At 54.6% G+C, this 26,448-nt stretch carries 22 protein-coding genes; 9 read left to right on the top strand and 13 right to left on the bottom strand.

Annotation, left to right across the window (positions count from 1 at the left end):
- Positions 1 to 23: 23 nt before the first annotated feature.
- The 8 genes from rseP to rpsB form a co-directional block, all read right to left on the bottom strand.
- Positions 24 to 1,376 carry a sigma E protease regulator RseP gene (rseP, locus tag ABLV07_RS20255; RefSeq protein ID WP_015704447.1) on the bottom strand — a complete coding sequence of 451 codons (1,353 nt, stop codon included), beginning with the start codon at positions 1,374 to 1,376 and terminating at the stop codon, positions 24 to 26.
- Between the two features lie 11 nt (positions 1,377 to 1,387).
- Positions 1,388 to 2,245, bottom strand: coding sequence for a phosphatidate cytidylyltransferase (gene cdsA, locus ABLV07_RS20250; RefSeq protein ID WP_348853792.1), 858 nt, complete (start codon positions 2,243 to 2,245; stop codon positions 1,388 to 1,390).
- A 12-nt stretch (positions 2,246 to 2,257) separates the two neighbouring features.
- Complete coding sequence (ispU, locus tag ABLV07_RS20245) at positions 2,258 to 3,019, bottom strand: (2E,6E)-farnesyl-diphosphate-specific ditrans,polycis-undecaprenyl-diphosphate synthase (protein WP_015368162.1); 762 nt, start codon at positions 3,017 to 3,019, stop codon at positions 2,258 to 2,260.
- A 266-nt stretch (positions 3,020 to 3,285) separates the two neighbouring features.
- A complete protein-coding gene (gene ispC / locus ABLV07_RS20240) occupies positions 3,286 to 4,470 on the bottom strand; it encodes a 1-deoxy-D-xylulose-5-phosphate reductoisomerase (RefSeq protein WP_348853793.1) in 1,185 nt (394 codons plus the stop codon).
- 229 nt (positions 4,471 to 4,699) lie between these two features.
- Positions 4,700 to 5,257 carry a ribosome recycling factor gene (gene frr / locus ABLV07_RS20235; RefSeq protein ID WP_015368165.1) on the bottom strand — a complete coding sequence of 186 codons (558 nt, stop codon included), beginning with the start codon at positions 5,255 to 5,257 and terminating at the stop codon, positions 4,700 to 4,702.
- Positions 5,258 to 5,407: 150 nt separating this feature from the next.
- A complete protein-coding gene (gene pyrH, locus ABLV07_RS20230) occupies positions 5,408 to 6,133 on the bottom strand; it encodes a UMP kinase (protein WP_004098747.1) in 726 nt (241 codons plus the stop codon).
- A gap of 150 nt (positions 6,134 to 6,283) precedes the next feature.
- The gene (gene tsf / locus ABLV07_RS20225; RefSeq protein WP_015368168.1) at positions 6,284 to 7,135 is read right to left on the bottom strand and encodes a translation elongation factor Ts; all 852 of its coding nucleotides are present in this window, start codon (positions 7,133 to 7,135) and stop codon (positions 6,284 to 6,286) included.
- Positions 7,136 to 7,254: 119 nt separating this feature from the next.
- Complete coding sequence (rpsB, locus tag ABLV07_RS20220) at positions 7,255 to 7,980, bottom strand: 30S ribosomal protein S2 (protein WP_004858107.1); 726 nt, start codon at positions 7,978 to 7,980, stop codon at positions 7,255 to 7,257.
- Between the two features lie 322 nt (positions 7,981 to 8,302).
- Between rpsB and map the strand changes: the two genes are divergently transcribed.
- The 5 genes from map (at position 8,303) to ABLV07_RS20195 (ending at position 16,354) form a co-directional block, all read left to right on the top strand.
- Positions 8,303 to 9,097 (top strand): type I methionyl aminopeptidase, encoded by a 795-nt coding sequence (gene map / locus ABLV07_RS20215; protein ID WP_015704444.1) that lies wholly within the window; start codon positions 8,303 to 8,305, stop codon positions 9,095 to 9,097.
- A 57-nt stretch (positions 9,098 to 9,154) separates the two neighbouring features.
- Complete coding sequence (glnD, locus tag ABLV07_RS20210; protein ID WP_020079581.1) at positions 9,155 to 11,818, top strand: bifunctional uridylyltransferase/uridylyl-removing protein GlnD; 2,664 nt, start codon at positions 9,155 to 9,157, stop codon at positions 11,816 to 11,818.
- Between the two features lie 31 nt (positions 11,819 to 11,849).
- Positions 11,850 to 12,674 carry a 2,3,4,5-tetrahydropyridine-2,6-dicarboxylate N-succinyltransferase gene (dapD, locus tag ABLV07_RS20205; RefSeq protein ID WP_015368172.1) on the top strand — a complete coding sequence of 275 codons (825 nt, stop codon included), beginning with the start codon at positions 11,850 to 11,852 and terminating at the stop codon, positions 12,672 to 12,674.
- Positions 12,675 to 12,781: 107 nt separating this feature from the next.
- Positions 12,782 to 13,168: a DUF3461 family protein gene (locus ABLV07_RS20200; protein ID WP_015368173.1), complete on the top strand. Its 387-nt coding sequence runs from the start codon at positions 12,782 to 12,784 to the stop codon at positions 13,166 to 13,168.
- Positions 13,169 to 13,366: 198 nt separating this feature from the next.
- Positions 13,367 to 16,354 (top strand): putative mucin/carbohydrate-binding domain-containing protein, encoded by a 2,988-nt coding sequence (locus ABLV07_RS20195; RefSeq protein WP_047063913.1) that lies wholly within the window; start codon positions 13,367 to 13,369, stop codon positions 16,352 to 16,354.
- A 36-nt stretch (positions 16,355 to 16,390) separates the two neighbouring features.
- Here ABLV07_RS20195 and cdaR read toward each other — a convergent pair whose 3' ends face one another.
- From cdaR to dgt, 3 genes are all read right to left on the bottom strand, one after another.
- Positions 16,391 to 17,548 (bottom strand): DNA-binding transcriptional regulator CdaR, encoded by a 1,158-nt coding sequence (gene cdaR / locus ABLV07_RS20190; RefSeq protein ID WP_020079583.1) that lies wholly within the window; start codon positions 17,546 to 17,548, stop codon positions 16,391 to 16,393.
- A 176-nt stretch (positions 17,549 to 17,724) separates the two neighbouring features.
- Positions 17,725 to 19,158 (bottom strand): serine endoprotease DegP, encoded by a 1,434-nt coding sequence (gene degP / locus ABLV07_RS20185; protein WP_015704441.1) that lies wholly within the window; start codon positions 19,156 to 19,158, stop codon positions 17,725 to 17,727.
- A gap of 141 nt (positions 19,159 to 19,299) precedes the next feature.
- Complete coding sequence (gene dgt, locus ABLV07_RS20180; protein WP_047036721.1) at positions 19,300 to 20,814, bottom strand: dGTPase; 1,515 nt, start codon at positions 20,812 to 20,814, stop codon at positions 19,300 to 19,302.
- Between the two features lie 83 nt (positions 20,815 to 20,897).
- On the opposite strand from dgt, the gene mtnN reads away from it, so the two are divergent.
- From mtnN to ABLV07_RS20165, 3 genes are read left to right on the top strand one after another with little or no spacing between them, the layout of a single operon-like run.
- Entirely contained in the window at positions 20,898 to 21,596 is a 699-nt protein-coding gene (gene mtnN, locus ABLV07_RS20175) for a 5'-methylthioadenosine/S-adenosylhomocysteine nucleosidase (RefSeq protein ID WP_015704439.1), read from the top strand.
- Entirely contained in the window at positions 21,589 to 22,389 is an 801-nt protein-coding gene (gene btuF, locus ABLV07_RS20170; RefSeq protein WP_047063914.1) for a vitamin B12 ABC transporter substrate-binding protein BtuF, read from the top strand. The genes mtnN and btuF overlap by 8 nt, the downstream gene beginning before the upstream one ends.
- Positions 22,390 to 22,423: 34 nt before the next feature.
- Positions 22,424 to 23,050, top strand: a complete 627-nt coding sequence (locus tag ABLV07_RS20165) for a TRIC cation channel family protein (protein WP_015704437.1) — start codon at positions 22,424 to 22,426, stop codon at positions 23,048 to 23,050.
- A gap of 78 nt (positions 23,051 to 23,128) precedes the next feature.
- On the opposite strand, the gene erpA is transcribed toward ABLV07_RS20165, so the two are convergent.
- Both erpA and clcA read right to left on the bottom strand, forming a co-directional pair.
- The gene (erpA, locus tag ABLV07_RS20160) at positions 23,129 to 23,473 is read right to left on the bottom strand and encodes an iron-sulfur cluster insertion protein ErpA (protein ID WP_015368181.1); all 345 of its coding nucleotides are present in this window, start codon (positions 23,471 to 23,473) and stop codon (positions 23,129 to 23,131) included.
- A gap of 81 nt (positions 23,474 to 23,554) precedes the next feature.
- Positions 23,555 to 24,973 carry a H(+)/Cl(-) exchange transporter ClcA gene (clcA, locus tag ABLV07_RS20155; RefSeq protein ID WP_075206038.1) on the bottom strand — a complete coding sequence of 473 codons (1,419 nt, stop codon included), beginning with the start codon at positions 24,971 to 24,973 and terminating at the stop codon, positions 23,555 to 23,557.
- 179 nt (positions 24,974 to 25,152) lie between these two features.
- Here clcA and hemL point away from each other — a divergent pair, with 179 nt between their 5' ends.
- Entirely contained in the window at positions 25,153 to 26,433 is a 1,281-nt protein-coding gene (gene hemL, locus ABLV07_RS20150) for a glutamate-1-semialdehyde 2,1-aminomutase (RefSeq protein ID WP_045359039.1), read from the top strand.
- The last annotated feature ends 15 nt before the right edge of the window (positions 26,434 to 26,448 follow it).

Here is a 26,448-nt window from a genome sequence, read left to right as displayed (position 1 = left end):
TGCGTTCTTCCTAACAAACTCTCTTACAACCGAGAGAAATCATTGAAAAGTGCAAGCCCCATTAACAGCACCAGCAGTATTGAGCCAATGCGATAACTAAAGTCTTGAACTCGCTCGGATACCGGTCCGCCCTTCAGCTTTTCAATCGCCAAAAACAGCAGATGCCCCCCGTCGAGGACGGGTAGCGGGAACAAGTTGATTATTCCAAGGTTCACGCTAATCAGCGCAAGGAACATCAGATAGTAAATCAACCCAAATTCCGCTGACATTCCAGCCCCCTGAGCGATAGAAATCGGCCCACTGAGGTTGTTCAGTTTGACATCACCGGTTATCAATTTGCCCAGCATCCTGACCGTTAACGACATCAGTTGCCAGGTTTTATCCGTGGCTTCGGCGATGGCGGCAAACGGCCCGTACTGACGCACTGTCTTGTATTCATCAGGCAGCGGGATAACCTTTGGCACTACCCCTGCAAACCCTTCAGCCTTGCCTTTCACCGACTTCGTATCCGGAGTCAAAGTCAACGACAGCGGCGTACCTTGTCTGTCGACCTCCAGAGCCAGCGCCTTGCCCGGATTATCGCGCACCAGATTAACAAACGTCATCCACTGCGTTAACGGTTGACCATCGACTTTAACGATCCTGTCTCCCGCTTGCAAACCTGCTTTCTGCGCGGCCGACTGAGGTTGTACCTCAGCCAGGGCGGTATCAATCTGCGCGCTACGCGGCTTGATGCCCAGCGAGGCCACCGGATCTTGTTTATCCGGCTCAAACGCCCAGTGACGCAGATCGAGGATTTTATCCTGACGTTGGTTCGTCCCGAAAGGGGCGACGGTAAGTATTGTTTGTTGGTCGCCGATCTTCGCGACTAACGCCATACGAACTGCATCCCAATCAGGCGTTTCGATGCCATCTATCGCTTTAAGTTCCATTCCTTTTGCAATTTGTGCTTGCGCAGCGATGGAATTGGGCGATATTTCATCAACAACCGGACGTACGCCAGGGACGCCGATGATAAACACCAGCCAGTAAGCAAAGATGGCAAAAATGAAGTTGGCGATAGGGCCTGCGGCAATGATGGCCGCACGCTGACCGACGGTTTTATTGTTGAACGCGTAATGGCGTATTTCCGGCGCCACTGGCTCAACGCGTTCGTCGAGCATCTTCACATAGCCGCCGAGTGGGATCAGCGCGATAACGAACTCGGTACCCTGCTTATCCACACGGCGCCACAACGCTTTACCAAAACCAATGGAAAAACGTTCAACACGCACGCCGCAGCGACGAGCCACCCAGAAATGGCCGAACTCGTGCACGGTGATCAGTACGCCAAGCGCAATAATAAAAGCGGCCAAATTCCAGAGAACGCTCAGCATAAAACCTTCCGTCAAATCGTCCTGAAGACTAACAACAGCAGACAAGCGAACACCGGCACCGCAGCCGTCAGGCTATCAATGCGATCTAAAATACCGCCATGTCCAGGGATCAGATGCCCGCTATCCTTGATGCCGGCTTCACGCTTAAACATACTTTCCGTCAAATCGCCCAGCACTGAAGCCAGCGCCGCCACCACCGAGCAAATCAGCAACACGGTTGGGGTGACATCCAGATGAGCCCACATGCCGTAAGCCCAGGAGATGATCGCGGCCGTCAGCAGGCCACCGAAGAAACCCTGCCAGGTTTTCCCCGGGGAAACCTTTGGCGCCAGCTTATGCTTGCCGAACATTTTACCGAACATGTAGGCGCCGGAATCCGCACCCCACACCAGAATCATGACGTACAGCAGCCACACCGCGCCGCTATAGTGGTTATCGGCATAATGCCAGGCCCGCAGCGCCAGCATGCCCCAGAAAAACGGGACAATAGTCAGCACGCCGAAGATAAGACGCAGCGCTTTCGAATGACGCCACAACGCCGCCGAAGCCGGATAAGAGAGCACCAGCACCAACGCGACAATCCACCAGCCAAACGAAGCCCATAACGATCCCTCAACCATCGGTTGATGAGCGTCATAGTGATATTCGGGCAACATAAAGAGCATTAGCGCCAGCAGCAGGCCACAAAGCACCGCCAGCCACACGCGCTGCGTCGTTGAGGTGAAACCGCTTAATTGCCCCCACTCCCACGCGGCGAGCATACAAACGACCAGTGTGACAATAGCAAAGCCCGCGGGCGGCAATAGAAAAAGCGCCGCAATAACGACGGGAATTAAAACGAAAGCGGAAATCAGGCGATACTTCAGCAAAAGTGACCCCCATCAGGCATGACTGCCACCCGGCTCTTCTGTGCCGCCAAAACGACGCTCTCGACTAACGAATGCATGGAGTGCACCTTCAAAGTCCTGTTCAGCAAAATCGGGCCAAAGAACATCCGTAAAGTAAAGTTCGGCATAGGCAATTTGCCAAATCAAAAAGTTACTTATTCGGTGCTCTCCCCCGGTCCTAATAACTAAATCAACGGGAGCCAGTTCATGCATACACACTTGCTGGCTCAGCAACTCTTCCGTGATCTCTTCAGGTTTTAGCAACCCGTTTTGTACCTGTTCGGCCAGTTGACGCGCCCCCTGGACAATATCCCAGCGGCCGCCGTAATTAGCAGCGATATTCAGCGTTAACCCCGTATTGTTTGCCGTTAACGCCTCCGCCTTACGGATGCGCTCCTGCAGTCGGGCATTAAAGCGCGTCGTCTCGCCGATAATCCGCAGGCGGACATTGTGACGATGCAGGCTTTTTACTTCGCTATCCAGGGCCCAGACAAACAGTTCCATCAGCGCGCTCACTTCCTGCGCCGGACGATTCCAGTTTTCACTACTGAATGCGTAAAGCGTTAATGCTTCAATACCATTATTCGCCGCGAAGGAGACCGCGCGACGAACAGATTTCGCTCCAGCTTTATGGCCAAAGGCGCGAATTTTACCTTGTTGTTTCGCCCAACGACCGTTGCCGTCCATGATAATGGCGACATGGCGACAACCATGCGCAGGCGACATTTTGCTGACAGTTTGATTAGCAGACAACATAACGCGTTTTAAGTCCATAATAAGGATTAGCTAAGCCACAACACACACGCCGCCGGGCAGCGCTGAATACGCATTTTTATCCGGCGCCGGAGCTACAGCCAATCGCAGAGAACAACCAAAAGCTTTACGCAAAAAAGCCGTGTCTTGCCACGGCCACCGTAATCTTTCACAACAAAATGCAACGATCGGGTGGCGCAGACTATATCACCGAAGCCCAGCGCCCACAAATATCACAACGCGTTACAGGGGCTCCCCTACGCCATGTGTTATCGGAGTTGTCGCTGTGCGGCGACGCGCGCTTCGGCATCAATCGCAACCACTTCATCAATACTTTGCGGTTCATTGAGCGCCATACTATCCAGCACCGCCTGGTTAACCGCCGCAATATCGGTAAAGCGGATTTCGCTATTCAGAAACGCCGCCACCGAAACTTCGTTTGCGGCATTCAACGCCGTCGTCGCGGCCTGGCCGACATCAAAAGCGTCCATTGCCAGCTTCAGGCACGGATAGCGATCGTAATCCGGCGCAGAGAAACTCAGGTTGCTCAATTGACAGAAGTCCAACGGTTTAACGCCGGAGTTCAGGCGCTGCGGCCACCCCATGGTATGGGCGATCGGCGTGCGCATATCCGGCTCGCCTAATTGCGCCAGCACGCTGCCGTCCTGATAGCGAACCATGGAGTGAATCACCGATTGCGGATGAATAATGACTTCCATCTGCTGAGCAGAGGCATTAAACAGCCAGCGGGCTTCGATGTACTCCAGCCCTTTATTCATCATCGTGGCGGAATCAACGGAAATTTTGCGTCCCATTGACCAGTTCGGATGGCGGCAGGCCTGATCCGGCGTCATTGCCGCCAGCTCAGAAATAGCCGTTTCCCGGAAAGGTCCACCGGAACCGGTCAGCAGAATCGACGAGACGCCGTTCTGCGTCAGGTCAGCGTATCCCAGATGGTTTTGAATTGTTTCCGGCAAACTCTGAAAAATCGCGTTATGTTCGCTATCAACCGGCAACAGGCGAGCGCCATACTGCTGAACCGCGTCCATAAACAGGCGGCCGCAGGTCACCAGCGACTCTTTATTCGCTAACAACACCGTTTTGCCGGCGCGAATGGCCGCCAGCGTCGGCGCCAGACCGGCCGCGCCAACGATGGCCGCCATCACCTGATCGACTTCATCCAGCGCCGCGACGTCGGCCGCCGCCTGCTTACCGCTCAGCACTTCCGTGCGGCAGCCCTGTTCACGTAGCAGCGTACGCAAACGCTCAGCGCTTTGCGCATCATCCATCACCGCGAAGCGGGGGGAAAATTCCAGACATTGTTCAACCATACGGTCGACATTTTTCCCCGCGACCAGCGCGGCGATGGAAAAGCTTTCGGGATTATGGCGCACCACGTCCAGCGTGCTGCAGCCGATTGAACCGGTCGAACCGAGAACGGTTAATTGCTTCATGAGACGTCCAGAAGAATTGTGACAGGATAAAAAGCAAAACGCCGCCAGCAAGCCCTTTATGCATCAATCCTCGGGGCTAAAACGGCGGCGAATGACCTTCGGTATAGAACGGAAGGCTACAAGGCCAGCTATTTTAACGCAATCCCAAATATTGAGCGTACGGTCTTCTGTACGGCGTTTCAGACTTTACGCAGCCCCGAATATCCCGGGCCCGCGTAACGGCAGAAAATCAGAACTGCATCAGTTCCGCTTCTTTCTCTGCCAGCGCCGCATCAACTTTCTTAATGGCGGCGTCAGTCATTTTCTGCACGTCGTCCTGAGAACGGCGATCGTCATCTTCGCTGATCTCTTTCTCTTTGAGCAGAGCTTTAACTTTGTCGTTCGCGTCACGGCGAACGTTACGCACGGCGACACGCGCCTGCTCAGCTTCGCCACGCACGATCTTGGTCAGATCTTTACGACGTTCTTCTGTCAGCGGCGGCAGCGGAACGCGGATATCGCTACCCGCAGAGCTTGGGTTCAGACCCAGGTCAGACGCCATAATCGCTTTTTCAACGGCCGGGCTCATAGAGCGGTCGAAGACGTTGATTTTCAGCGTACGGGAATCTTCTACCGTAACGCTTGCCAGCTGACGCAGCGGAGTCGGCGTACCGTAGTATTCTACAATGATGCCATCCAGCAGGCTTGGAGAAGCACGACCCGTGCGAATTTTGCTGATTTGGTTTTTGAATGCTTCAACGCATTTTTCCATGCGTACTTCAGCATCTTTTCTGATATCGCTAATCACGTTACGAATCCTTGAAAACTTGTCTCAGACAGACCACACGGTCGCTCACCGCAAAAGTGAGCTAAGTATAGTCCGGATTAATTCAATTAACCGGGCAACTTCCCCGCTAAAGTAAAGCGGAATATTACCCGGAATTAGCGCCGACGGGAATTATTCCGTAATCAATGTGCCTTCTTTTTCGCCCATCACCACACGACGCAGCGCGCCAGGCTTGTTCATGTTAAATACGCGAATCGGCAGTTTGTGGTCGCGCGCCAGGGTGAAGGCGGCAAGATCCATCACTTTCAGCTCTTTATCCAGCACTTCGCTGTAGGTCAGCTGATCGTACATGGTGGCGGAAGGATCTTTCGCCGGGTCAGCGGTAAACACGCCGTCAACCTTGGTCGCTTTCAGTACCACGTCGGCTTCGATTTCAATACCGCGCAGGCAGGCTGCGGAGTCGGTAGTAAAGAATGGGTTGCCGGTACCTGCGGAGAGGATCACCACGCGATTGTTACGCAGCAGGCTAATCGCTTCCGCCCAGCTGTAGTTGTCACACACGCCGTTCAGCGGGATTGCGGACATCAGGCGAGCGTTCACATAGGCGCGATGGAGCGCATCACGCATTGCCAGGCCGTTCATGACCGTTGCCAGCATGCCCATGTGGTCGCCCACAACGCGGTTCATACCCGCTTTCGCCAGACCAGCACCACGGAACAGGTTACCGCCACCAATCACTACGCCAACCTGAATACCCAGTTCAACCAGTTCTTTGATTTCCTGAGCCATACGGTCAAGTATGCTTGCATCAATACCGAAGCCTTCTGAACCCTGCAGAGCTTCGCCACTTAACTTCAGCAGAATACGTTTGTAGACGGGTTTTGCATTGGTAGCCATGTTTCTTTCCTGAGACTGTCAACGATTGAGATGAGTTAATTCTGACGACATTGTATGTCATCGTTCAGCGCAGTCACTATAAGCGATTGGCTGATTTTACAAGAGAGGCGCAAAAAGAAGCCGCCCTCAGGCGGCTCCTTTTTTTAAAAATTAAGACTGCTTGGACATCGCAGCAACTTCTGCTGCAAAGTCAGTCTCAACTTTCTCGATGCCTTCGCCCACTTCAAAGCGGATGAAGCCAGTAACGTCGGCGTTGTGCTCTTTCAGCAGCTGACCAACAGATTTGCTCGGTTCCATAACGAAAGGCTGACCAGTCAGAGAAACTTCGCCGGTGAATTTCTTCATACGGCCTTCAACCATTTTCTCTGCGATTTCTTTCGGCTTACCGGACTGCATCGCGATGTCCAGCTGAACCTGGTACTCTTTTTCTACTACTTCAGCAGAAACGTCTTCCGGCTTAACGAATTCCGGCTTGCTTGCAGCAACGTGCATTGCCAGCTGCTTAACCAGCTCTTCGTCAGCGCCTTTAGCGGCAACCAGAACGCCGATGCGCGCACCGTGCTGGTAGCTGCCCAGAACGTCGCCTTCCAGGATAGCGATACGACGGATGTTGATGTTCTCGCCGATTTTAGCAACCAGGGCAACACGTTCTTCTTCGAACTGCGCTTTCAGAACTTCAACGTCGGAGATTTTACCAGCAACAGCGGCGTCCAGTACTTTGTCAGCAAATGCCTGGAAACCACCATCTTTAGCAACGAAGTCAGTCTGGCAGTTAACTTCCAGAATGTAACCGTAGTTGCCGTCGATTTTGGTTTTGATCACGCCGTCAGCAGCAACGTTGCCTGCTTTTTTCGCCGCTTTGATCGCGCCGGATTTACGCATGTTTTCGATTGCCAGCTCGATGTCGCCATTAGCTTCAGTCAGTGCTTTTTTGCAATCCATCATGCCTGCGCCAGTACGTTCGCGCAGCTCTTTTACCAGGGAAGCGGTAATTTCAGCCATTCTAAAATCCTCGGGAGATGTGGAAACTGCCCGGCCTGCGGCCAAACAGCATAAATTGAAAAAAGGGGCCTAAAATTGGCCCCTATTCATACACGGTACTAATAAGGGCTTAAACCTTATTATTCAGCTTCTACGAAGCTTTCTTCCGCCTGAGAAGCCAGGTCCTGAGAGCGACCTTCACGAACGGTAGCTGCAACAGCGCCCAGGTACAGGCTAACTGCGCGGATTGCATCGTCGTTACCCGGGATAACGAAGTCTACGCCGTCCGGATCAGAGTTGGTATCAACGATAGCAAATACCGGGATACCCAGGTTGTTTGCTTCTTTGATAGCGATGTGCTCGTGGTCAGCGTCGATAACGAACAGTGCGTCCGGCAGGCCGCCCATGTCTTTGATACCGCCCAGGCTGTTTTCCAGCTTGTCCAGCTCACGAGTGCGCATCAGCGCTTCTTTCTTGGTCAGCTTCTCGAAAGTACCGTCCTGGGACTGAGTTTCCAGGTCTTTCAGACGTTTGATGGACTGACGAACGGTTTTCCAGTTAGTCAGCATACCGCCCAGCCAGCGATGGTTCACGAAGAACTGGTCGCAGCTGTTAGCAGCTTCTTTTACCGCTTCGCTTGCAGCGCGCTTAGTACCAACGAACAGGATCTTGCCTTTACGGGCAGAGATTTTGTTCAGCTCAGCCAGAGCTTCGTTGAACATCGGTACAGTTTTCTCAAGGTTGATGATGTGAACTTTGTTACGCGCGCCGAAGATGAAAGGCTTCATTTTCGGGTTCCAGTAACGGGTCTGGTGACCGAAGTGAACACCAGCCTTGAGCATGTCGCGCATGGAAACAGTTGCCATGTTTAAAACCTCTATAGATTAAATTGGGGTTATGCCTCCACGTATCCCATATTACCGACCCCAAAGGGCACCCCGGAATATGTGCCGATACGTGTGTGTTATTTACACAATATGAGTATGTCGCTTACGCCCATCCTTGTGTATCTGAGATGGAACGGAAGTCCGGCGCGCTTTATACCACAAAACCTGGCCAGACACCAACTCTTGTTGACGTCTCGTGCTGTTAATGATTCTCAATTTGGCACCAGCGTACCCGGACTGTTACCATTGACAGGACTTAATCTATTATTGTCGAAAAAATCGACACTGCTGGACATATTCCATGGCTATCTCTATCAAGACATCTGAAGACATCGAAAAAATGCGCGTTGCCGGCCGCCTGGCCGCCGAAGTGCTGGAAATGATCGAACCCTACGTCAAACCGGGCGTCAGCACCGGCGAGCTGGATCGCATCTGCAACGACTACATTGTTAATGAACAGAAAGCGGTCTCCGCCTGCCTCGGCTATCACGGCTTCCCGAAATCGGTCTGTATCTCTATTAATGAAGTGGTGTGCCACGGCATCCCGGATGACGGCAAACTGCTGAAAGACGGCGACATCGTCAATATCGACGTGACCGTGATTAAAGATGAGTTCCACGGCGATACCTCAAAAATGTTCATCGTCGGTAAACCGACTATCCTCGGCGAGCGCCTGTGCCGCATCACCCAGGAAAGCCTCTATCTGGCGCTGAAGATGGTTAAACCGGGGATCAACCTGCGCGCGATCGGCGCGGCGATCCAGAAATTCGTTGAAGCGGAAGGTTTTTCCGTGGTGCGCGAGTACTGCGGGCACGGTATCGGCCGCGGCTTCCACGAAGAACCGCAGGTACTGCACTATGATTCGCCGGAAACCGACGTGGTGCTCAAGCCTGGTATGACCTTCACCATCGAACCGATGGTCAACGCCGGTAAGAAAGAGATCCGCAGCATGAAGGACGGCTGGACGGTGAAAACCAAAGACCGTAGCTTGTCTGCGCAGTACGAGCATACTATTGTGGTAACCGATAACGGCTGCGAAATTCTGACGCTACGCAAGGATGACACCATCCCGGCGATAATCTCGCACGACGAATAATGAAAAGCCGGCGCCCGCCGGCTTTTTTATTAGATAGTTTTTTCTTATGGTGACGCGATGAGCAACTCTTTACCTGACACAGCCTCCCCTCTTCTGCCCATCCCGCCGGAACATCCGGTGAACTGGCCGCAGGGCGATCTGAACTGTGCCGCAATCAAGGCGCACATCGATACCTTCCAGCACTGGCTCGGAGAGGCATTTGATAACGGCATCGCCGCAGAGCAGCTCATCGCGGCGCGCACCGAGTTTATCGACCAGCTGCTGCAGCGGCTGTGGGTCGACTATGGTTTTGAATCCGTCTGCGACCTGGCGCTAGTGGCCGTTGGCGGCTATGGCCGCGGCGAGCTGCACCCGCTCTCCGACGTCGACCTGCTGATTCTGAGCCGTAAAAAGCTGCCGGACGAGCAGGCGCAAAAGGTCGGCGAGCTCCTGACCCTGCTGTGGGACGTTAAGCTCGAAGTCGGCCACAGCGTGCGTACCCTCGAAGAGTGTTTGCTCGAAGGGCTTTCAGATCTTACCGTCGCCACCAACTTAATTGAATCCCGCCTACTCATCGGCGATGTCGCGCTGTTTCTTGAACTGCAAAAACATATTTTCAGCGACGGCTTCTGGCCGTCGGAAAAGTTCTTCGCCGCCAAGGTTGAAGAGCAGAATGTTCGCCACCAGCGCTACCATGGCACCAGTTACAACCTGGAGCCGGACGTCAAAAGCAGCCCCGGCGGCCTGCGCGATATACATACCCTGCAGTGGGTGGCCCGCCGCCACTTCGGCGCCACCTCGCTTGATGAAATGGTCGGCTTCGGCTTCCTCACCGAAGCCGAACGCAACGAGCTTAACGAGTGCCTGCACCAGCTCTGGCGCATCCGTTTTGCTTTGCACCTTGAAGTTAATCGCTACGATAACCGCCTGCTTTTCGATCGTCAGCTGAATGTCGCCCACCGCCTCGGCTATGAAGGCGAAGGTAATCAGCCGATCGAACACATGATGAAAGATTTCTTCCGCGTCACGCGTCGGGTGAGTGAACTCAATAACATGCTACTGCAGTTGTTTGACGAGGCGATCCTCGCGCTAACCGAGAACGAAAAGCCGCGGCCTATTGATGATGATTTCCAACTGCGCGGCACCCTGATAGACCTGCGTGACGACACCCTGTTTATGCGCGAGCCGCAGGCAATTCTGCGGATGTTCTTTATTATGGTACGCAACAGCAGCATCACCGGCATTTACTCCACTACTCTGCGTCACCTGCGCCACGCGCGCCGCCACCTGACGCAGCCGCTGTGCTATATCCCGGAGGCGCGAACTCTCTTCCTCAGCATGCTGCGCCATCAGGGCGCGGTGAGTCGCGGCCTGCTGCCGATGCATCGCCACAGCGTGCTGTGGGCCTATATGCCGCAGTGGTCGCATATTGTCGGTCAGATGCAGTTCGACCTGTTTCACGCCTATACCGTCGACGAACACACCATACGCGTCTTGTTAAAGCTGGAAAGCTTCGCGAAAGAAGAGACCCGCAGCCGCCATCCGCTGTGCGTTGAGCTGTGGCCGCGGCTGGCCCATCCTGAACTTATCCTCATCGCCGCCCTGTTTCACGATATCGCTAAAGGCCGCGGCGGCGATCACTCGATTCTCGGCGCCGAAGACGTGCTGAAATTCGCCGAGCTCCACGGGCTCAATTCGCGGGAGACGCAGCTGGTCGCCTGGCTGGTACGCCAGCATCTATTGATGTCGGTAACCGCCCAGCGCCGCGACATTCAGGACCCGGAGGTGATTAAACAGTTCGCCGAAGAGGTACAGACGGAAAATCGCCTGCGCTATCTGGTATGCCTGACCGTCGCCGATATCTGCGCCACCAACGAAACGCTGTGGAACAGCTGGAAGCAAAGCCTGCTACGCGAGCTCTATTTCGCCACCGAAAAACAGCTGCGCCGCGGTATGCAGAGCACGCCGGATATGCGTGAACGGGTACGCCACCATCAGCTGCAGGCGCTGGCGCTGTTGCGCATGGACAATATCAATGAAGAGGCGCTGCACCAGATTTGGAACCGCTGCCGGGCGAACTACTTTGTGCGGCATACGCCGAACCAGCTCGCCTGGCACGCCCGCAACCTGCTGAAGCACGATCTCAGTAAACCGATGATCCTGCTGAGTTCGCGGGCCACCCGCGGCGGCACCGAGATCTTCATCTGGAGCCCGGACCGCCCTTACCTGTTCGCCGCCGTCTGCGGCGAACTGGATCGGCGCAACCTCAGCGTTCACGATGCGCAGATCTTCACCACCCGCGACGGCATGGCGATGGATACCTTTATCGTCCTTGAACCCGACGGCAGCCCGCTTTCCGCCGATCGCCACGAGGCGATTCGCCACGGTCTTGAGCAGACAATAACTCAACGCAGTTGGGAGCCGCCGGCCCCGCGTCGCCAGGCGGCTAAACTACGTCATTTTTCCGTCGCCACTGAGGTGAATTTTCTGCCGACCCATACCGACCGGAAATCATTTCTTGAGCTCATTGCGCTCGATCAGCCAGGGCTGCTCGCCCGCGTCGGTCAGGTGTTCGCCGACCTCGGGATTTCGCTTCACGGAGCCCGAATTACGACAATTGGCGAGCGAGTAGAAGATTTATTTATAATCGCCACCGCCGACCGGCGTGCCCTTAATAATGAGCTGCAACAAGAAGTGCAACAACGGTTGACAGAGGCCCTCAATCCAAACGATAAAGGGTAACGTATTTTTTTTAAGTGAATGGAAAGAAACAATGCAGCAGTTACAGAACGTTATTGAGTCCGCCTTTGAGCGTCGCGCCGACATCACGCCGGCAAATGTGGATACCGTCACCCGCGAAGCGGTTAACCAGGTTATTGCCCTGCTGGATTCCGGTGCGCTGCGCGTCGCTGAGAAGATCGACGGTCAGTGGGTGACGCATCAATGGCTGAAGAAAGCGGTACTGCTCTCTTTCCGTATTAACGATAACCAGGTTATCGATGGTGCGGAAAGCCGCTACTTCGATAAAGTTCCAATGAAATTCGCCGACTACGATGAAGCACGCTTCCAGAAAGAAGGCTTCCGCGTAGTGCCGCCGGCGGCAGTCCGCCAGGGCGCGTTCATCGCGCGTAATACCGTGCTGATGCCGTCCTACGTCAACATCGGCGCTTATGTTGATGAAGGCACCATGGTTGATACCTGGGCCACCGTCGGCTCTTGCGCGCAGATCGGTAAAAACGTTCACCTGTCCGGTGGCGTCGGTATCGGCGGCGTTCTCGAGCCGCTGCAGGCTAACCCGACCATCATCGAAGATAACTGCTTCATCGGCGCGCGCTCTGAAATCGTTGAAGGCGTTATCGTTGAAGAAGGCGCGGTGATCTCCATGGGCGTGTACATCGGCCAGAGCACCAAAATTTACGATCGCGAAACCGGCGAAGTCCATTACGGCCGCGTGCCGGCGGGCTCGGTTGTCGTTTCCGGCAACCTGCCGTCGAAAGATGGCAAATACAGCCTGTACTGTGCGGTGATCGTGAAAAAGGTTGATGCGAAGACCCGCGGTAAGGTCGGTATCAACGAACTGCTGCGTACCATCGACTAAGCAGAACAAAAAGCGGGAGGTATCCCGCTTTTTTTATATCTGACGCTGGCGAAGATGAATTTTTTCGTTAATTATTCAATGGTTATGATGATATCAAAGGTACCGTTATGTACGATAATCTGAAAAGTCTTGGCATTACCAATCCTGATGAAATCGATCGCTATAGCCTGCGCCAGGAAGCTAACAACGACATCCTGAAGATCTATTTCCAGAAAGATAAAGGCGAATTCTTCGCTAAAAGCGTGAAGTTTAAATACCCACGCCAGCGTAAAACCGTGGTCGCCGACGGCGTCGGTCAGGGCTACAAAGAAGTGCAGGAGATTAGTCCGAACCTGCGTTATGTCATCGACGAACTGGATCAGCTCTGCCAGCGCGATCGTACTGAAATCGACCTCAAGCGTAAGATCCTTGACGATTTACGCCATCTGGAAAGCGTCGTCACCAATAAGATCAGTGAAATTGAAGCCGATCTGGAAAAACTGACGCGCAAATAAATCCGCCTGCTACGGGCCAGCTACTGGCCCTCTTCCCCGACTCCATCCTCAATTTTGTCACCCGTAGATCATCTTCGCTAACAGCAAAACTCAGTTATCCCTCACTAACATCATTTCCCATCATCAACGTATCTATATGAATTACTTATTTTTTTAAATTCATTTATGTTCAATTTCCACCTAAAAGGAGGTCAAGCTATGACACAGGAAATTGAACAAAAATGTTACACCCTACAATCCGCCACCTGGCTGGATAAGGCGGGTTTTGAGAAAGGACGAAAACACGATCGTCAGGCGCTGGGCTTTATTCTGCCCGCCAATACGGTGCTGAAAATTCGGCAAACCGATCTCAGCAACGGCATCTCGACCCTGCGCCTGATGTGTGATGATAGCGCAGTGGAAAAATCCAGCGCTCTGACCACCAACTGGACAACGATTAGCACCACCGTCGATTCTGTGCCGTTTGTCGATACGTTGTTTACCGACAGCCCCTGCGAGTTCTCCGTGATTTACCAACAACCCGCGGCGACGAAACCGCTCCCCAGCTGGAAATCAGGACAGTCTGAAGAGACGTTTTTCCTGGATTGGGAGAATAATAAATCGTCTTTCGCGCTGGTGGATCTGGATGTTATCAATCTGCTGTTGCCCTACGCCGACCGCGACAACGCGATGAAAGCGGGATTAGCGTCGTTACACCGTTTTTATAACCACCTTTTCACCAGCTATAACGATTGGGCCGGACTAAGCGAAAATCCCGATTCGCAATGGAATCAGAACGTTGCCAACCGCTACTTTTTGCGGGCGGATAAACATGGCGTCGGTTCGGCTTATTATAATACCAACTGGTGCGCGCAGACCGCCGCCACGGTTGGCGAAGGCTGGCTGGATAACGTCGCCACGCAGTGGGTTATCCTGCATGAAATCGGCCACGGCTATCAGGGTAAATTTATGCAGGATCCCACGCTTTCCGTCAGCGAAGTGTGGAACAATATTTACGCTTCCTTCTATCAACAGCTCACGCTGAGTCAGGATAATCATCTGTATACCGATGGCTGGCTATACAACTACGGTAAGCTGGCCGCGCAGGAAGCACAGTTGGTTAACTATATTACCGACAAGACGCCGGTCACCAGTTGGGGTTTGCGTTCTCGCCTGCAATTCCTGATGCTGATGTTATTCAAAGCAGGTATCGCATCCTTCCGCACCTTTAATCAGAACTATCGCCAACTTGCCAATAGCGAGAGCTTCCAGCAGTCGGATCATCAGCTTGCCGATATGCTGGCAACCGCCATCGCTACCTCCGCGGGATATGATGTGACGCCGTTTATCGAGCTCTGCGGTTTAACGCTGAAAAACGCCACCCGGGAAAATATCGTCTCGCTGGCGACAAAACCGCTCTATCCGCTGTATCGTTTTCTACCGCAAAGCGAATGGGATAGCGCGCGCCAACAGTTAGGGCTGGATTCCTTCTTCTGGCTGGTGGATAACAGCGAACTGGCAATATTAGGCAAAACGGGGGCGCTGACCCTGACGCTGAATATCGATCGCCCGGAGCAAATTTACGGTCAGACGCTGGCTATCAAGGATAATTGCGGCAACCATTATTCACTGGTGATTAATAGTGACGTCCTGACCCTGAAGGACATGCCAATCGGCGTGTATCAGATCGAACTGCCTAAAGGCCGCTCGCAAAAATATCGCCCGGATATCAGCTATATCACCGTAAAAGAAGGCGCCAATACGGTCACCGTCAACTACGTTCAGCAAAACGATACCAGCGAACGTAACGTGACGATCTCCTTTTTAGGTTATAGCGATGCGCCTTTTGCCCACCTGGATGTTGATTACGAAAACCAGCAGCTTATTCTCAATGTGACCAGCGCCACCCCGCACAGCTACTACCCCGGGACATTGTATGCCGCAGTCAGTGTACTCTCCGCCAACGGTGAAAAAGTGTTTGAGCGTAAGATGACCGGCACCAACTGCGCGACGGGTAAAGTGATTATTCCATTCAGCCCTCACTATCACTTATATATCACCCACATGGAGCCGGGACGGCTGAAAACCTCACCGGGATATTTAACCCTGGTTGCGCGTGAGAAATACCAACTGATACGCATTGATGATAATGGTCTGTATAACTTTATTCTCGGCAATAGTCCGGCGGATGACTTAGAGGCGATTTTCGAGCATAACGCTCAGGCTATCCGTACTCAGCCCTCGCTGGTAGCGCAGGAAGAGTGCGTCTGTAAAAACGATCTTTGGCTGATGCTCCCCCATATTGAAGAACCCCGGCGCAGTGAACTGCTTAAAGCGTATGCCGATGTCCTGCCTCAGGATAATAACGATCCGGGCGAGCTAACGGGCAAAAGCGTGACGCTCGATCTCCGCGGTCAGGGCAATAACGAGTTTTGCCAGATCGTTATCGATAATAAACAACGCGCAATGACGGTCGCGACACGGGCCGGCACACCGCACTCGTATTACACCACCCATACCTATGCCAGCATTACGGTTACTGGCGAGGACGATACGTTTGTTTATCAACGCAGCTACGCCGGTGCTACCAACAATCTGGCAAACAGCGAAACGATTACCCTCGCGGAAGGGATGATCATCGAGATTTTCCATGATGAACCATACCGCTCCAGCGCCACTAATGGCACGACCCAAAACGCCGTCACGCTGAAACAGCATAACCGCTGGCGCGTGGTGAAAACGGGCCTCCAAGTCTATGCGCTCGCGCCTGATGAACCGGATGAGGAAACCACTGATACAGAAGAGGAAACTCAGGAGACCACCGCACTGTATGGCGATCGCTTCAGTTGGCAACTGCTTGGCGATGATGATGTTTGCTTTGCCGGGATGGAGATGGATATTGGCAGCGGCGCGTTGACCTTTAGCGCCAATGCGGTGGTACCGAATAAGCACTTTACGACCACTTACGCCACGGTCAATGTCTACAATACGCGTGGTTCGGTGGTGTATCGCCAGTCGATTAAAGGATCATCGCAGCTTGGCGACTATGTTGATACCGCCATCCTGGATGAGGGCTATACCATTGAAGTCTTCCATGCCGAAGCGGGAAATCGTTCCGTTATTATTAATCCACTCAATGGCAATAGCTGGCAACAACCCAATACCGTCACCTGGCAAGTGACCCCCCGCGGGCTGCAGCGCCTGTAATCCGTCATTTCCACTCCCGCCTGAGGCGGGAGTGTGTCAGCGTTGCTCATCCAGCTGCAATGCAATGTACAGTAGCAGACGGTCGTCAAAACTTCCCAGGTCCAATCCGGTTAGTTCCGAAATGCGATTGAGCCGATACTCCAGGGTATTACGATGAATAAACAGCGCCTTTGAGGTGGCCAACGGCTGCACGTTATGACGAAACCATGCCTGCAAGGTGCGGCGCAACAGGCCGTTGTTATCCATCGCCTTCAGCCGCGTCAGCGGGCGCGCCAGCTCATTGGCCTGCCAGCCGCCGCGCAGGCTATCCAGCAGCACCGGCAGCATCAGATCCTGATAAAAGTAGCTGCGGCTTTCCGGCATCCGCTGCTTCCCTACCATCATCGTCGTACGCGCGGTCCGATAAGAGCGTGCGATACTGCCCGGACCAGTAAAGAAATTACCTAACGCAACGCGGAACTGTAGCTGGCCGTTCTCTTTCATACGGGTAATCAGCTGCTCAACGCGCTTGCAGTGGTCGTCGGCGTCCCAGCGGCCAAAGGCATTTAACGCGGGTTTCAATACCACCATCTCGGTCAACGAGACAATCGCCACCAGGTTGTTGCGATCCGGCGTGGTCAGCGCTGTCTGCAACTGCTGTAGTTCCGCCATCGCGCTATCGACGCCAAGCTGGCCGCTATCAACTTCAATCATCGCCACCACCCGTGGTTGATTGAGGTCGATGCCCAGTCTCTGCGCCCATTCGTTAAGCGCCGGGGTATTTTCTTCCGCCTGAATCAGGTTCATGACCAGTTCTTCACGCAGGCGGCTGTCCTGCGCCAGCAGATGCATCAGCCGCGACTGTTCGAGCATCATCTCCGCGGTCATACACACCAGCTCACCATACTTACGCAGCGATTCGGGCTCGCCGGTTAATCCGATAACGCCGACGATTTCCCCTTCAAGACGCAGCGGCAGGTTAATCCCCTGACGCACGCCGTGCAGATGGCGAGCGACCGCATCATCGATATCAACCACCCGCCCCTGCGACAACACCAGAAGCGCGCCTTCGTGCAATTCACCAATACGCTCACGATCGCCGCTGCCAATAATGCGCCCGCGGGCATCCATTACGTTAATATTGGTATCAATGATGCGCATCGTTCGCGCCACGATATCCTGCGCCATTTTGGTATCAAGATGCCAGCCAGCCATGTAACCCTCCCCTGAGCAGGGCATCAGCATAAAAGAGTGTCTGAAACTACGCACTGTGCATATGCACAAAGCGTGACAGAGAAGTATGGAGTTGTGGGGGGAATCACAGAACTTGCGGGCAGAATAAAAAAAGCCCCTTTCCCGGCACGGGAAAGGGGCTTATGCGCGCTGATAGATTATTGCATCAGCAGGTAGATAGAGGTATCACCACGCTGAATATTCAGCGCCAGTACGGACGGTTTTGCATCGAAGATTTTGCGCAGGTCAGCGATGTTTTTCACCGGCTGCTGGTTAGCGCCGACAATGATGTCGCCTTTCTTCAGACCAATCTGCGCCGCTGGCGTGCCCGCTTTCACGTTGCTCACCACCACACCTTTGTCCTGGCCCTTGTTGCTCATTTCCGCGCCTTGAATGCCGTTAAAGATGCTGCTGGAGTCAACCTGGTTCTGATTGCTCTGCTGCAGTTCAACGGTAACGTTGACCGGCTTGCCGTCGCGCAGCAGGCCCAGCTCGACTTTGCTGCCGATAGGCATCGTACCGACCTGCGCACGCAGCGCCGCGAAACTGCTGATCGGCTTGCCGTTCAGGGTGGTAATCACGTCGCCAGCTTTAATACCCGCTTTCGCCGCCGCAGAGCCCGGCATCACCTGGCTTACAAACGCGCCGCGCTGGGCATCAACTTTCATTGCCTTCGCCAGCTCGGAGTTCAGCTCGGTACCCATGATCCCCAGTTCGCCGCGTTTCACCTGGCCAAACTTGACCATCTGCTCGGTCAGGTTTTTCACCATGTTGCTCGGAATAGCAAAGCCGATACCGATGTTGCCGCCGTCCGGAGCAAGGATTGCGGTGTTGATACCGATCAGTTCACCGTTGAGATTCACCAGCGCGCCGCCGGAGTTACCGCGGTTAATAGCCGCATCGGTCTGGATAAAGTTTTCATAGTTTTCCACGTTCAGGCCGCTGCGGCCCAATGCGGAGACGATACCGGAAGTCACGGTTTCGCCGAGGCCGAACGGGTTACCGATCGCCACGGTGTAGTCGCCGACGCGCAGCGCGTCAGAGTCGGCAAGCTTAATCGCCGTCAGGTTTTTCGGATCCTGAATTTGAATCAGCGCGATGTCGGAGCGCGGATCTTTACCGACGACTTTCGCATCGAACTTACGGCCATCGCTCAGCTGAACTTTAATCGTGGTGGCATTATCGACCACGTGGTTATTGGTCACCACGTAGCCTTTGGCCGCATCAATAATTACCCCGGAACCGAGCGCCATAAATTTCTGCTGCTGCGCGTTATCGCCAGGGGCGCCCTGACCGCCGCCCTGGCAGAATGGAGAGCTCTGGAATGGCGAACCATCCTGGCAAAACGGCGAGTTGTCACCGAAGAATTGCTGGAAGTTACGCGGCATCCGCGGCGTGTTAACAGTCGTGCTGCCCTCAACGTTGATGCTCACCACAGACGGCATCACTTTTTCCAGCATCGGCGCCAGGCTCGGCATCTGCTGCGCAGTGGTCGCCGAGGAAGCCGTTTCAGCCGCGCTCGCAGAGAGCGGGGACAACGCCAGACCTAAACTCAGAGCCAGAGCACTCATTGCTAACGTGGTTTTTTTCATAGGTTTCAATCTCAATTTCAAATTTCGGATAACGAAAAAGTTGCTGTGTACGCACTCTCAGAGTCATTTTATAGCGCGAAGTTCCAGAGTTAAGTTTCGGTAAAAGTAAAAATTTATTGTCCGTCTTTACAAAACTCAGACTTATTCCACCGCCATCAGACGGCGATATTCATCCCACGCATACAAATCCGTCATTCCGCTGATATAGTCCTGAATCAATCGACAGCGGTAATAATACTCCAGCACGGGATATTCTTCGGTATCGCGCGAAAGCTTATTTACCGCCTCCACATAAGCCAACCGATGTCGGGTCGAAAGTTTCTGGAACAACCTCGAAGCAATAGGCAAACTGCGTACCCGATCTTGTTCCACCAATTGGCTGAACTCCTCCAGCGATAATTTCAGTAACGGCTCGTAGATATCCAGCAGTCCGCTGATAACCCGGTAGCCCTGCAATTCCAGCTGTTCAACATCAGGATGACTAAACACCTGTTTTATGGCGACGTTTTTATAAAGTTCAAGTAGCTGACTACAATCGCTATCGTCCTCTAACAGCGCATGATTAAAATCGCCGCTAAAAATAGCCGGTAAGTTTTCGATAAACCGATGCGCCGCATAAGGCACCAGTTTATTCAACGTATTAACCCGTAAATACATAAAGAACTGATCTTCAGTGCTGCGGCTCAGTGAATTTGCGCGCGATTTCTCCCACGCGTTTTCTACAACTTGCGCGAACAATGATCCTTTTTCATGAGTGCCCCACGCGTCATAGAGATGTTGATACAATTGCTCCGCGCTGAATATTCGTTTTTCTACCGCATCTTCGAGGTCAGCAACGCAATATGAGATATCATCGGCAGCTTCCATAATCCACGTTAATGGAAAACGATTGTAAGGCGCCAGATCCAATTCTTTACGCAGCCGCGCGATATACTCTTCTTCGGCTAAATAATAACCAGGTTTTTTCATTAAGTAGCTATGGCTGGCAAGCGTCTCTCCCCGCCACCACGCCGGCCGCGTATATTTCAGAATGCAGCCGACCTGGGTCCAGGTCAGGTTCATACGCATCAGCGTGTGCACCAGACGGATGCCCTGAGCATTGCCTTCAAAGCAGCACAAATCCTGACGCACCTTACGCCGTAGTTCGTTGAGCACCCCTTCGCCGTCGTGCAGACGCAGCGCGCCAACCTGGCAGCGATCCTGGCTTAACGGCTGGCTGGCGGCATCTTTCGGCGCCAGCCGTTTGCTGAACCAATCGTTAATTGCCGCCTCGCCAAAATGGCCAAATGGCGGATTGCCGATATCGTGCATCAGGCAGGCCATCTCCACCACGCTTTCAAACGGGCCGCTCAGTTCATCCAGACCGTAACATTCCAGCAGCTTTTGCTCTTTCAGGCGGCTTAGCACCTCTTTGGCGATGTAGCGCCCGACCTGCTGGACTTCGAGCGAATGGGTGAGCCGGGTGCGGACCGCCGCGTTACGCTCAAGTGGAAAGACCTGGGTTTTTTGCTGCAGGCGGCGGATGGCCGGTGAATTGATAATGCGCCCGCGATCGCTTTCAAACACCCGCAGGATCTCGCGTTCCGTCTCTACACCCTGCGGCGAACGGTAGCGCCGACGCCAGTGAATCTTGTTGCGAAAATCAATATTTGCCATAGCCTCTCCCGCGCGAGCAATACGCTTCCCCTTAAGCGCATGATAGACTATGCAGCTAATCCTGACACATCGCGAGTAAATCTATGAAAATTGGCATTATTGGCGCCATGGAAGAAGAAGTTACCCTTCTGCGCGACAAAATCGAGAACCGCCAGACTATCTCTATCGGCGGTAGCGAAATCTATACCGGCCAACTTCACGGTACCGAGGTTGCTCTGCTGAAATCCGGCATTGGTAAAGTGGCAGCCGCCATGGGCGCCACCCTGTTGCTGGAGCGCTGCAAGCCGGATGTGATTATCAATACCGGTTCCGCGGGCGGTCTGGCGCCGACGCTGAAAGTCGGCGACATCGTGGTCTCTGACGAAGCGCGTTATCATGATGCCGACGTCACCGCGTTCGGCTACGAATACGGCCAACTACCTGGCTGTCCGGCGGGTTTCAAAGCTGATGACAAACTGATTGCCGCCGCGGAAACCTGCATTAAGGCGCTGAATCTCAACGCCGTTCGTGGGCTGATCGTCAGCGGCGACGCATTCATCAACGGCTCGGTAGGGCTGGCGAAAATCCGCCACAACTTCCCGCAGGCCGTTGCCGTAGAGATGGAAGCGACCGCCATCGCCCACGTCTGCCATAACTTCAGCATTCCCTTTGTGGTGGTGCGCGCAATCTCTGACGTCGCTGACCAGCAGTCGCATCTCAGCTTCGACGAGTTCCTCGCCGTCGCCGCCAAGCAGTCCACCCTGATGGTGGAAAACCTGGTGCAGAACCTGGCGCGTGGCTAAGTCGCTACAGAAAGCGTTAACCGCCCTGCTGTTACTCGCCCCGGCGTGGCTTTTCGCCGCGCCGCGGGTGGTGACGCTCTCCCCGGCCAACACCGAATTGGCCTTTGCTGCCGGCATTACGCCGGTCGGCGTCAGCAGTTATTCCGACTACCCTCCCGCCGCGGCGAAAATCGAACAAGTCGCCAGTTGGCAGGGAATGAACCTTGAACGTATTGTCGCTCTGAAGCCCGATCTGGTGCTGGCGTGGCGCGGCGGCAATGCCGAACGCCAGGTGAATCAGCTCAGTTCGCTGGGAATCAAGGTTATCTGGGTTGAAACGGGTTCGATTGAGCAAATCATCAGCGCTCTGCGGATGCTGGCGCCGTGGAGCCCGCAGCCGGAAACAGCTCGTCAGGCTGCCCAGAAGATGCAAGACGATTACCTTGCGCTAAAAGCCCGCTATGCCAACGCGCCGAAAAAACGCGTATTTCTGCAGTTTGGCGCCAACCCGCTGTTCACCAGCAACAGCGCCTCGATCCAGAATCAAGTATTGAGCCTGTGCGGTGGGGAAAATATTTTTGCCGCCAGCCGCGTTCCCTGGCCGCAGGTCAGCCGCGAACAGGTGCTGTCACGGCATCCGCAGGCGATCGTCATCACCGGCGACGCCCGTAAAATTCCCGCCGTGGACCGCTATTGGCAAAATCAGCTCACAATTTCGCTCATCGCCTTACATAGCGACTGGTTTGAACGCGCGGGCCCACGTATTATCCTTGCCGCAAAACAACTCTGTACTGCGCTTGAGCAGGTAAAATAACCGCCTGGCAGCAGGCTTTTAGCGGGAACTGACGATGCTTGTCTATTGGCTGGATATTATTGGCACAGCCGTATTTGCTATCTCCGGCGTATTGCTGGCAGGAAAATTACGCATGGACCCTTTCGGTGTGCTGGTATTAGGCGTGGTTACCGCCGTGGGCGGCGGAACCATCCGCGATATGGCGCTGGCCAATGGCCCGGTGTTCTGGGTTAAGGATCCGACCGATCTGGTGGTAGCGATGGTCACCAGTATGTTAACGATTCTACTGGTCCGCCAGCCGCGGCGCATGCCGAAATGGGTACTGCCGGTGCTGGATGCCGTCGGCCTGGCGGTGTTTGTCGGCATCGGCGTGAATAAAGCCTTTATTGCCCATACCGGCCCGCTGGTAGCGATCTGCATGGGCGTGGTCACCGGCGTCGGCGGCGGGATTATCCGCGACGTGCTGGCGCGAGAAGTTCCGATGATTCTGCGCACCGAAATCTACGCCACCGCCTGCATTGTCGGCGGTATCGTGCACGCGACGGCGCACTATACCTTTCAGCTGTCGCTGGAAAACTCGGCGATGTTAGGCATGATGGTGACGCTGGTAATACGCCTGGCGGCGATTCGCTGGCACCTGAAGCTACCGACCTTTGCGTTGGATGATAACGGACGTTCATAAAAGCAAAACGGTAACCTTGAGGTTACCGTTTTTCGTGTTTGCCGCTCTCTTTGTGGGAGAGAGCTGGATTCGCTTGCGTTAAACGCTGAACGAGGAGCCGCAGCCGCAGGTGCTTTTCGCGTTCGGGTTAGTCACGATGAAACGTGAACCTTCCAGGCCTTCGGTATAGTCGACGGCGCCGCCAACCAGATACTGCAGGCTCATCGGGTCAACCACCAGGCCGACGCCCTGTTTCTCGATGGTCATATCGCCTTCGTTGATCTGATCGTCAAAGGTGAAGCCATACTGGAAACCGCTGCAACCGCCGCCGGTGATGTACACGCGCAGTTTCAGGTTCGGATTATCTTCATCCGCAATCAGATGTTTTACTTTGTTCGCTGCGGCTTCGGTGAACTCCAGCGGCAACGCTACGTCATCACTCATTTTTTGCTCCCATTGATACTTCCGGCCGATTAAAGAATAACCGGGCCTTTTGAGCCATTATCTAATACCCTGGTAAATCGTTCAAGTATTCTCCCGGGGTACCTGCTGCGCTTTCGCCGCCTCTTCGGCCTTCTGTTTCGCCAGGGTACGCTGCAGAATGGTCGAATACAAAGGCTTACCTCCGAGGAACTGCGCCAATAGTGTTGCCCCAAGGCAGGTAATAATCATTGGCAAAATGAGCTGATAGTTATCGGTCATCTCCAGCACCAGCACAATTCCGGTGAGCGGCGCGCGTACCGAAGCCGCCAGCAACGCCCCCATCCCGGCGATAGCGAAGGTACCAGCATCCAGATGATAGGAGGGAAACAGCGGGATGGCAGCCATGCCGAATGCCGTTCCCAGCAGCGTCCCCAGCGCCAGCATCGGGGCGAAAATCCCCCCCGGCGCGCCGGAAGAGAAGCACAGCAGCGTGGTAATGACGCGAGCAATAAAGATGAACAGCAGCAGCCCAACCGAGAAGTTACCGGCAGCAGCGATGGGGATCAGATTAAAGCCGCCGCCTACCGCCGTGGGCTGCATCAGGCCCAGCAGGCCGCAAAGGCCGCCGATAAGCCCGCCAATCAACACCCATTTTTTGATATTGCCGCCGTGGAAGCGCTGGAACATATCCTGCGTCCGCAGCACCAGAGCATTAAACAATGGCCCGAAACAGCCAAAGATCATGCCCAGCACCAGATACAGCCACAGGGTATTCACCGGCGCATTGCTTAACTTGCCGACTTCGATAATCGCCCCTTCGCCGTTAAAAATACGAAACACGATGCTCGACATGATCACGCCGGTAAATACGGCTTTAATCGAAATCAGATTGTAGCGGAACTGCGGGCGCATCTCTTCGATGATAAACAGGATGCCCGCCAGCGGCGCGTTGAAGGCCGCGGAGAGGCCTGATGCCGCGCCGGTGGCCAACAGCGTGTGCCGCGTTTCCGGGCTGCGCAGACGAAACACATCCACCACCATGCGCCCGATATTGCCGCCAAGCTGCACCATCGGCCCTTCGCGCCCCAGCACCATCCCGGCGCCCAGCGTCCCCATACCACCGATGAATTTTACCGGTAGCACGCGCCACCAGCGTACCGGGCGCAACTCTTCCAGCGCGCCTTCGATTTCCGGGATCCCGGAACCGCCGGCCTCCGGCGCAAAGCGGCGCACCAGAAAATAGCCAACCATCGCCAGCAGCCCCGACAGAATGAAGGCCAGCGGCCAGACGAGGTACCAGTGGTCCGCCACCTGCACCAGGGCGCCAATTCGCTGGTTCTGCACCCAGTTCACGCTCTTTTCAAACGCCACGCCCACCAGCCCGGCCAGCGTGCCGACCACCGCCGCCATCAACAATACCGCCAACGGCGTTTTGTCGCGTTGAATCAAACGGCGGACCGCATCACTACGGCGCACGCGAACAAACTGATGTGCTTCAAAAGAGGGAGTTTCTGCTTTCATGCCATTATCATTTATTGGTAATACAAATGAGAAGAGAGGCATTCTAGCCGCCTCCGCGCCGCGCGTCGCCAAAAAATTGTTTCGTCCGCTTAATGTTTCAATTGGGCAAAACTTTCATAACCTTCATGGAATAACTTAGAATAGCCCGATAACTTTATTCACGAACCAGGATCCTGGCCATGAGCAAATCTGAAAATCTGTATAACGCCGCCCGCGAACTTATCCCCGGCGGCGTCAACTCGCCGGTCCGCGCCTTTACTGGCGTCGGCGGCACCCCGCTGTTTATTGAACGTGCGGATGGCGCCTACCTGTACGATGTCGATGGTAAAGCTTATATCGATTATGTCGGTTCCTGGGGCCCAATGGTGCTGGGTCACAACCATCCGGCCATTCGTAACGCGGTGATTGAAGCGGCAGAGCGCGGGTTAAGCTTCGGCGCGCCAACCGAAATGGAAGTCAAAATGGCGGAACTGGTTACTGAACTGGTGCCGACCATGGATATGGTGCGCATGGTAAACTCCGGCACCGAAGCCACCATGAGCGCCATTCGCCTGGCACGCGGCTTCACCGGCCGCGACAAAATCATCAAGTTCGAAGGATGCTACCACGGTCACGCCGACTGCCTGCTGGTGAAAGCCGGCTCCGGCGCACTGACTCTCGGCCAGCCGAACTCGCCGGGCGTACCGGCGGATTTTGCGAAGCATACCCTGACCTGCACCTATAACGATCTTGCCTCGGTACGCGCGGCGTTTGAGCAGTATCCGCAGGATATCGCCTGTATCATCGTCGAACCGGTGGCCGGTAATATGAACTGCATTCCGCCGCAGCCGGAGTTCCTGCCGGGCCTGCGCGCACTGTGCGACGAGTTTGGCGCGTTGCTGATTATTGACGAAGTGATGACCGGCTTCCGCGTCGCGCTGGCGGGCGCCCAGTCTTATTACGGCGTGGAGCCGGATCTGACCTGTCTGGGTAAAATCATCGGCGGCGGTATGCCGGTGGGCGCTTTCGGCGGTCGCCGCGAGGTCATGGACGCGCTGGCGCCGACCGGTCCGGTATACCAGGCCGGTACGCTGTCAGGCAACCCTATCGCCATGGCCGCAGGCTTCGCCTGCTTAAGCGAAGTGGCGCAGCCGGGCGTGCATGAAACCCTGACCGAGCTGACCAATCAACTGGCGGATGGCCTGCTGAACGCGGCGCGCGAAACCGGGATCCCGCTGGTGGTGAATAATGTCGGCGGCATGTTCGGTATCTTCTTTACCGATGCCGAAACCGTCACCTGCTATCAGGATGTGGTGAAGTGCGATGTTGAACGTTTCAAGCGTTTCTTCCACCTGATGCTGGAAGAAGGGGTTTACCTCGCCCCGTCGGCGTTTGAAGCCGGCTTTATGTCCGTCGCCCATAGCGAAGCGGATATCAACAACACTATCGATGCCGCGCGTCGGGTGTTTGCCAAACTGTAAGGTACTTGAATGCCT

It is taken from the genome of Klebsiella sp. CN_Kp097 (genome assembly GCF_040064495.1).
Lineage (GTDB): Bacteria > Pseudomonadota > Gammaproteobacteria > Enterobacterales > Enterobacteriaceae > Klebsiella > Klebsiella aerogenes.
The sequence above is the reverse complement of the archived record's forward strand: the minus strand, read 5'-3'. Positions and strand labels throughout refer to the sequence as shown.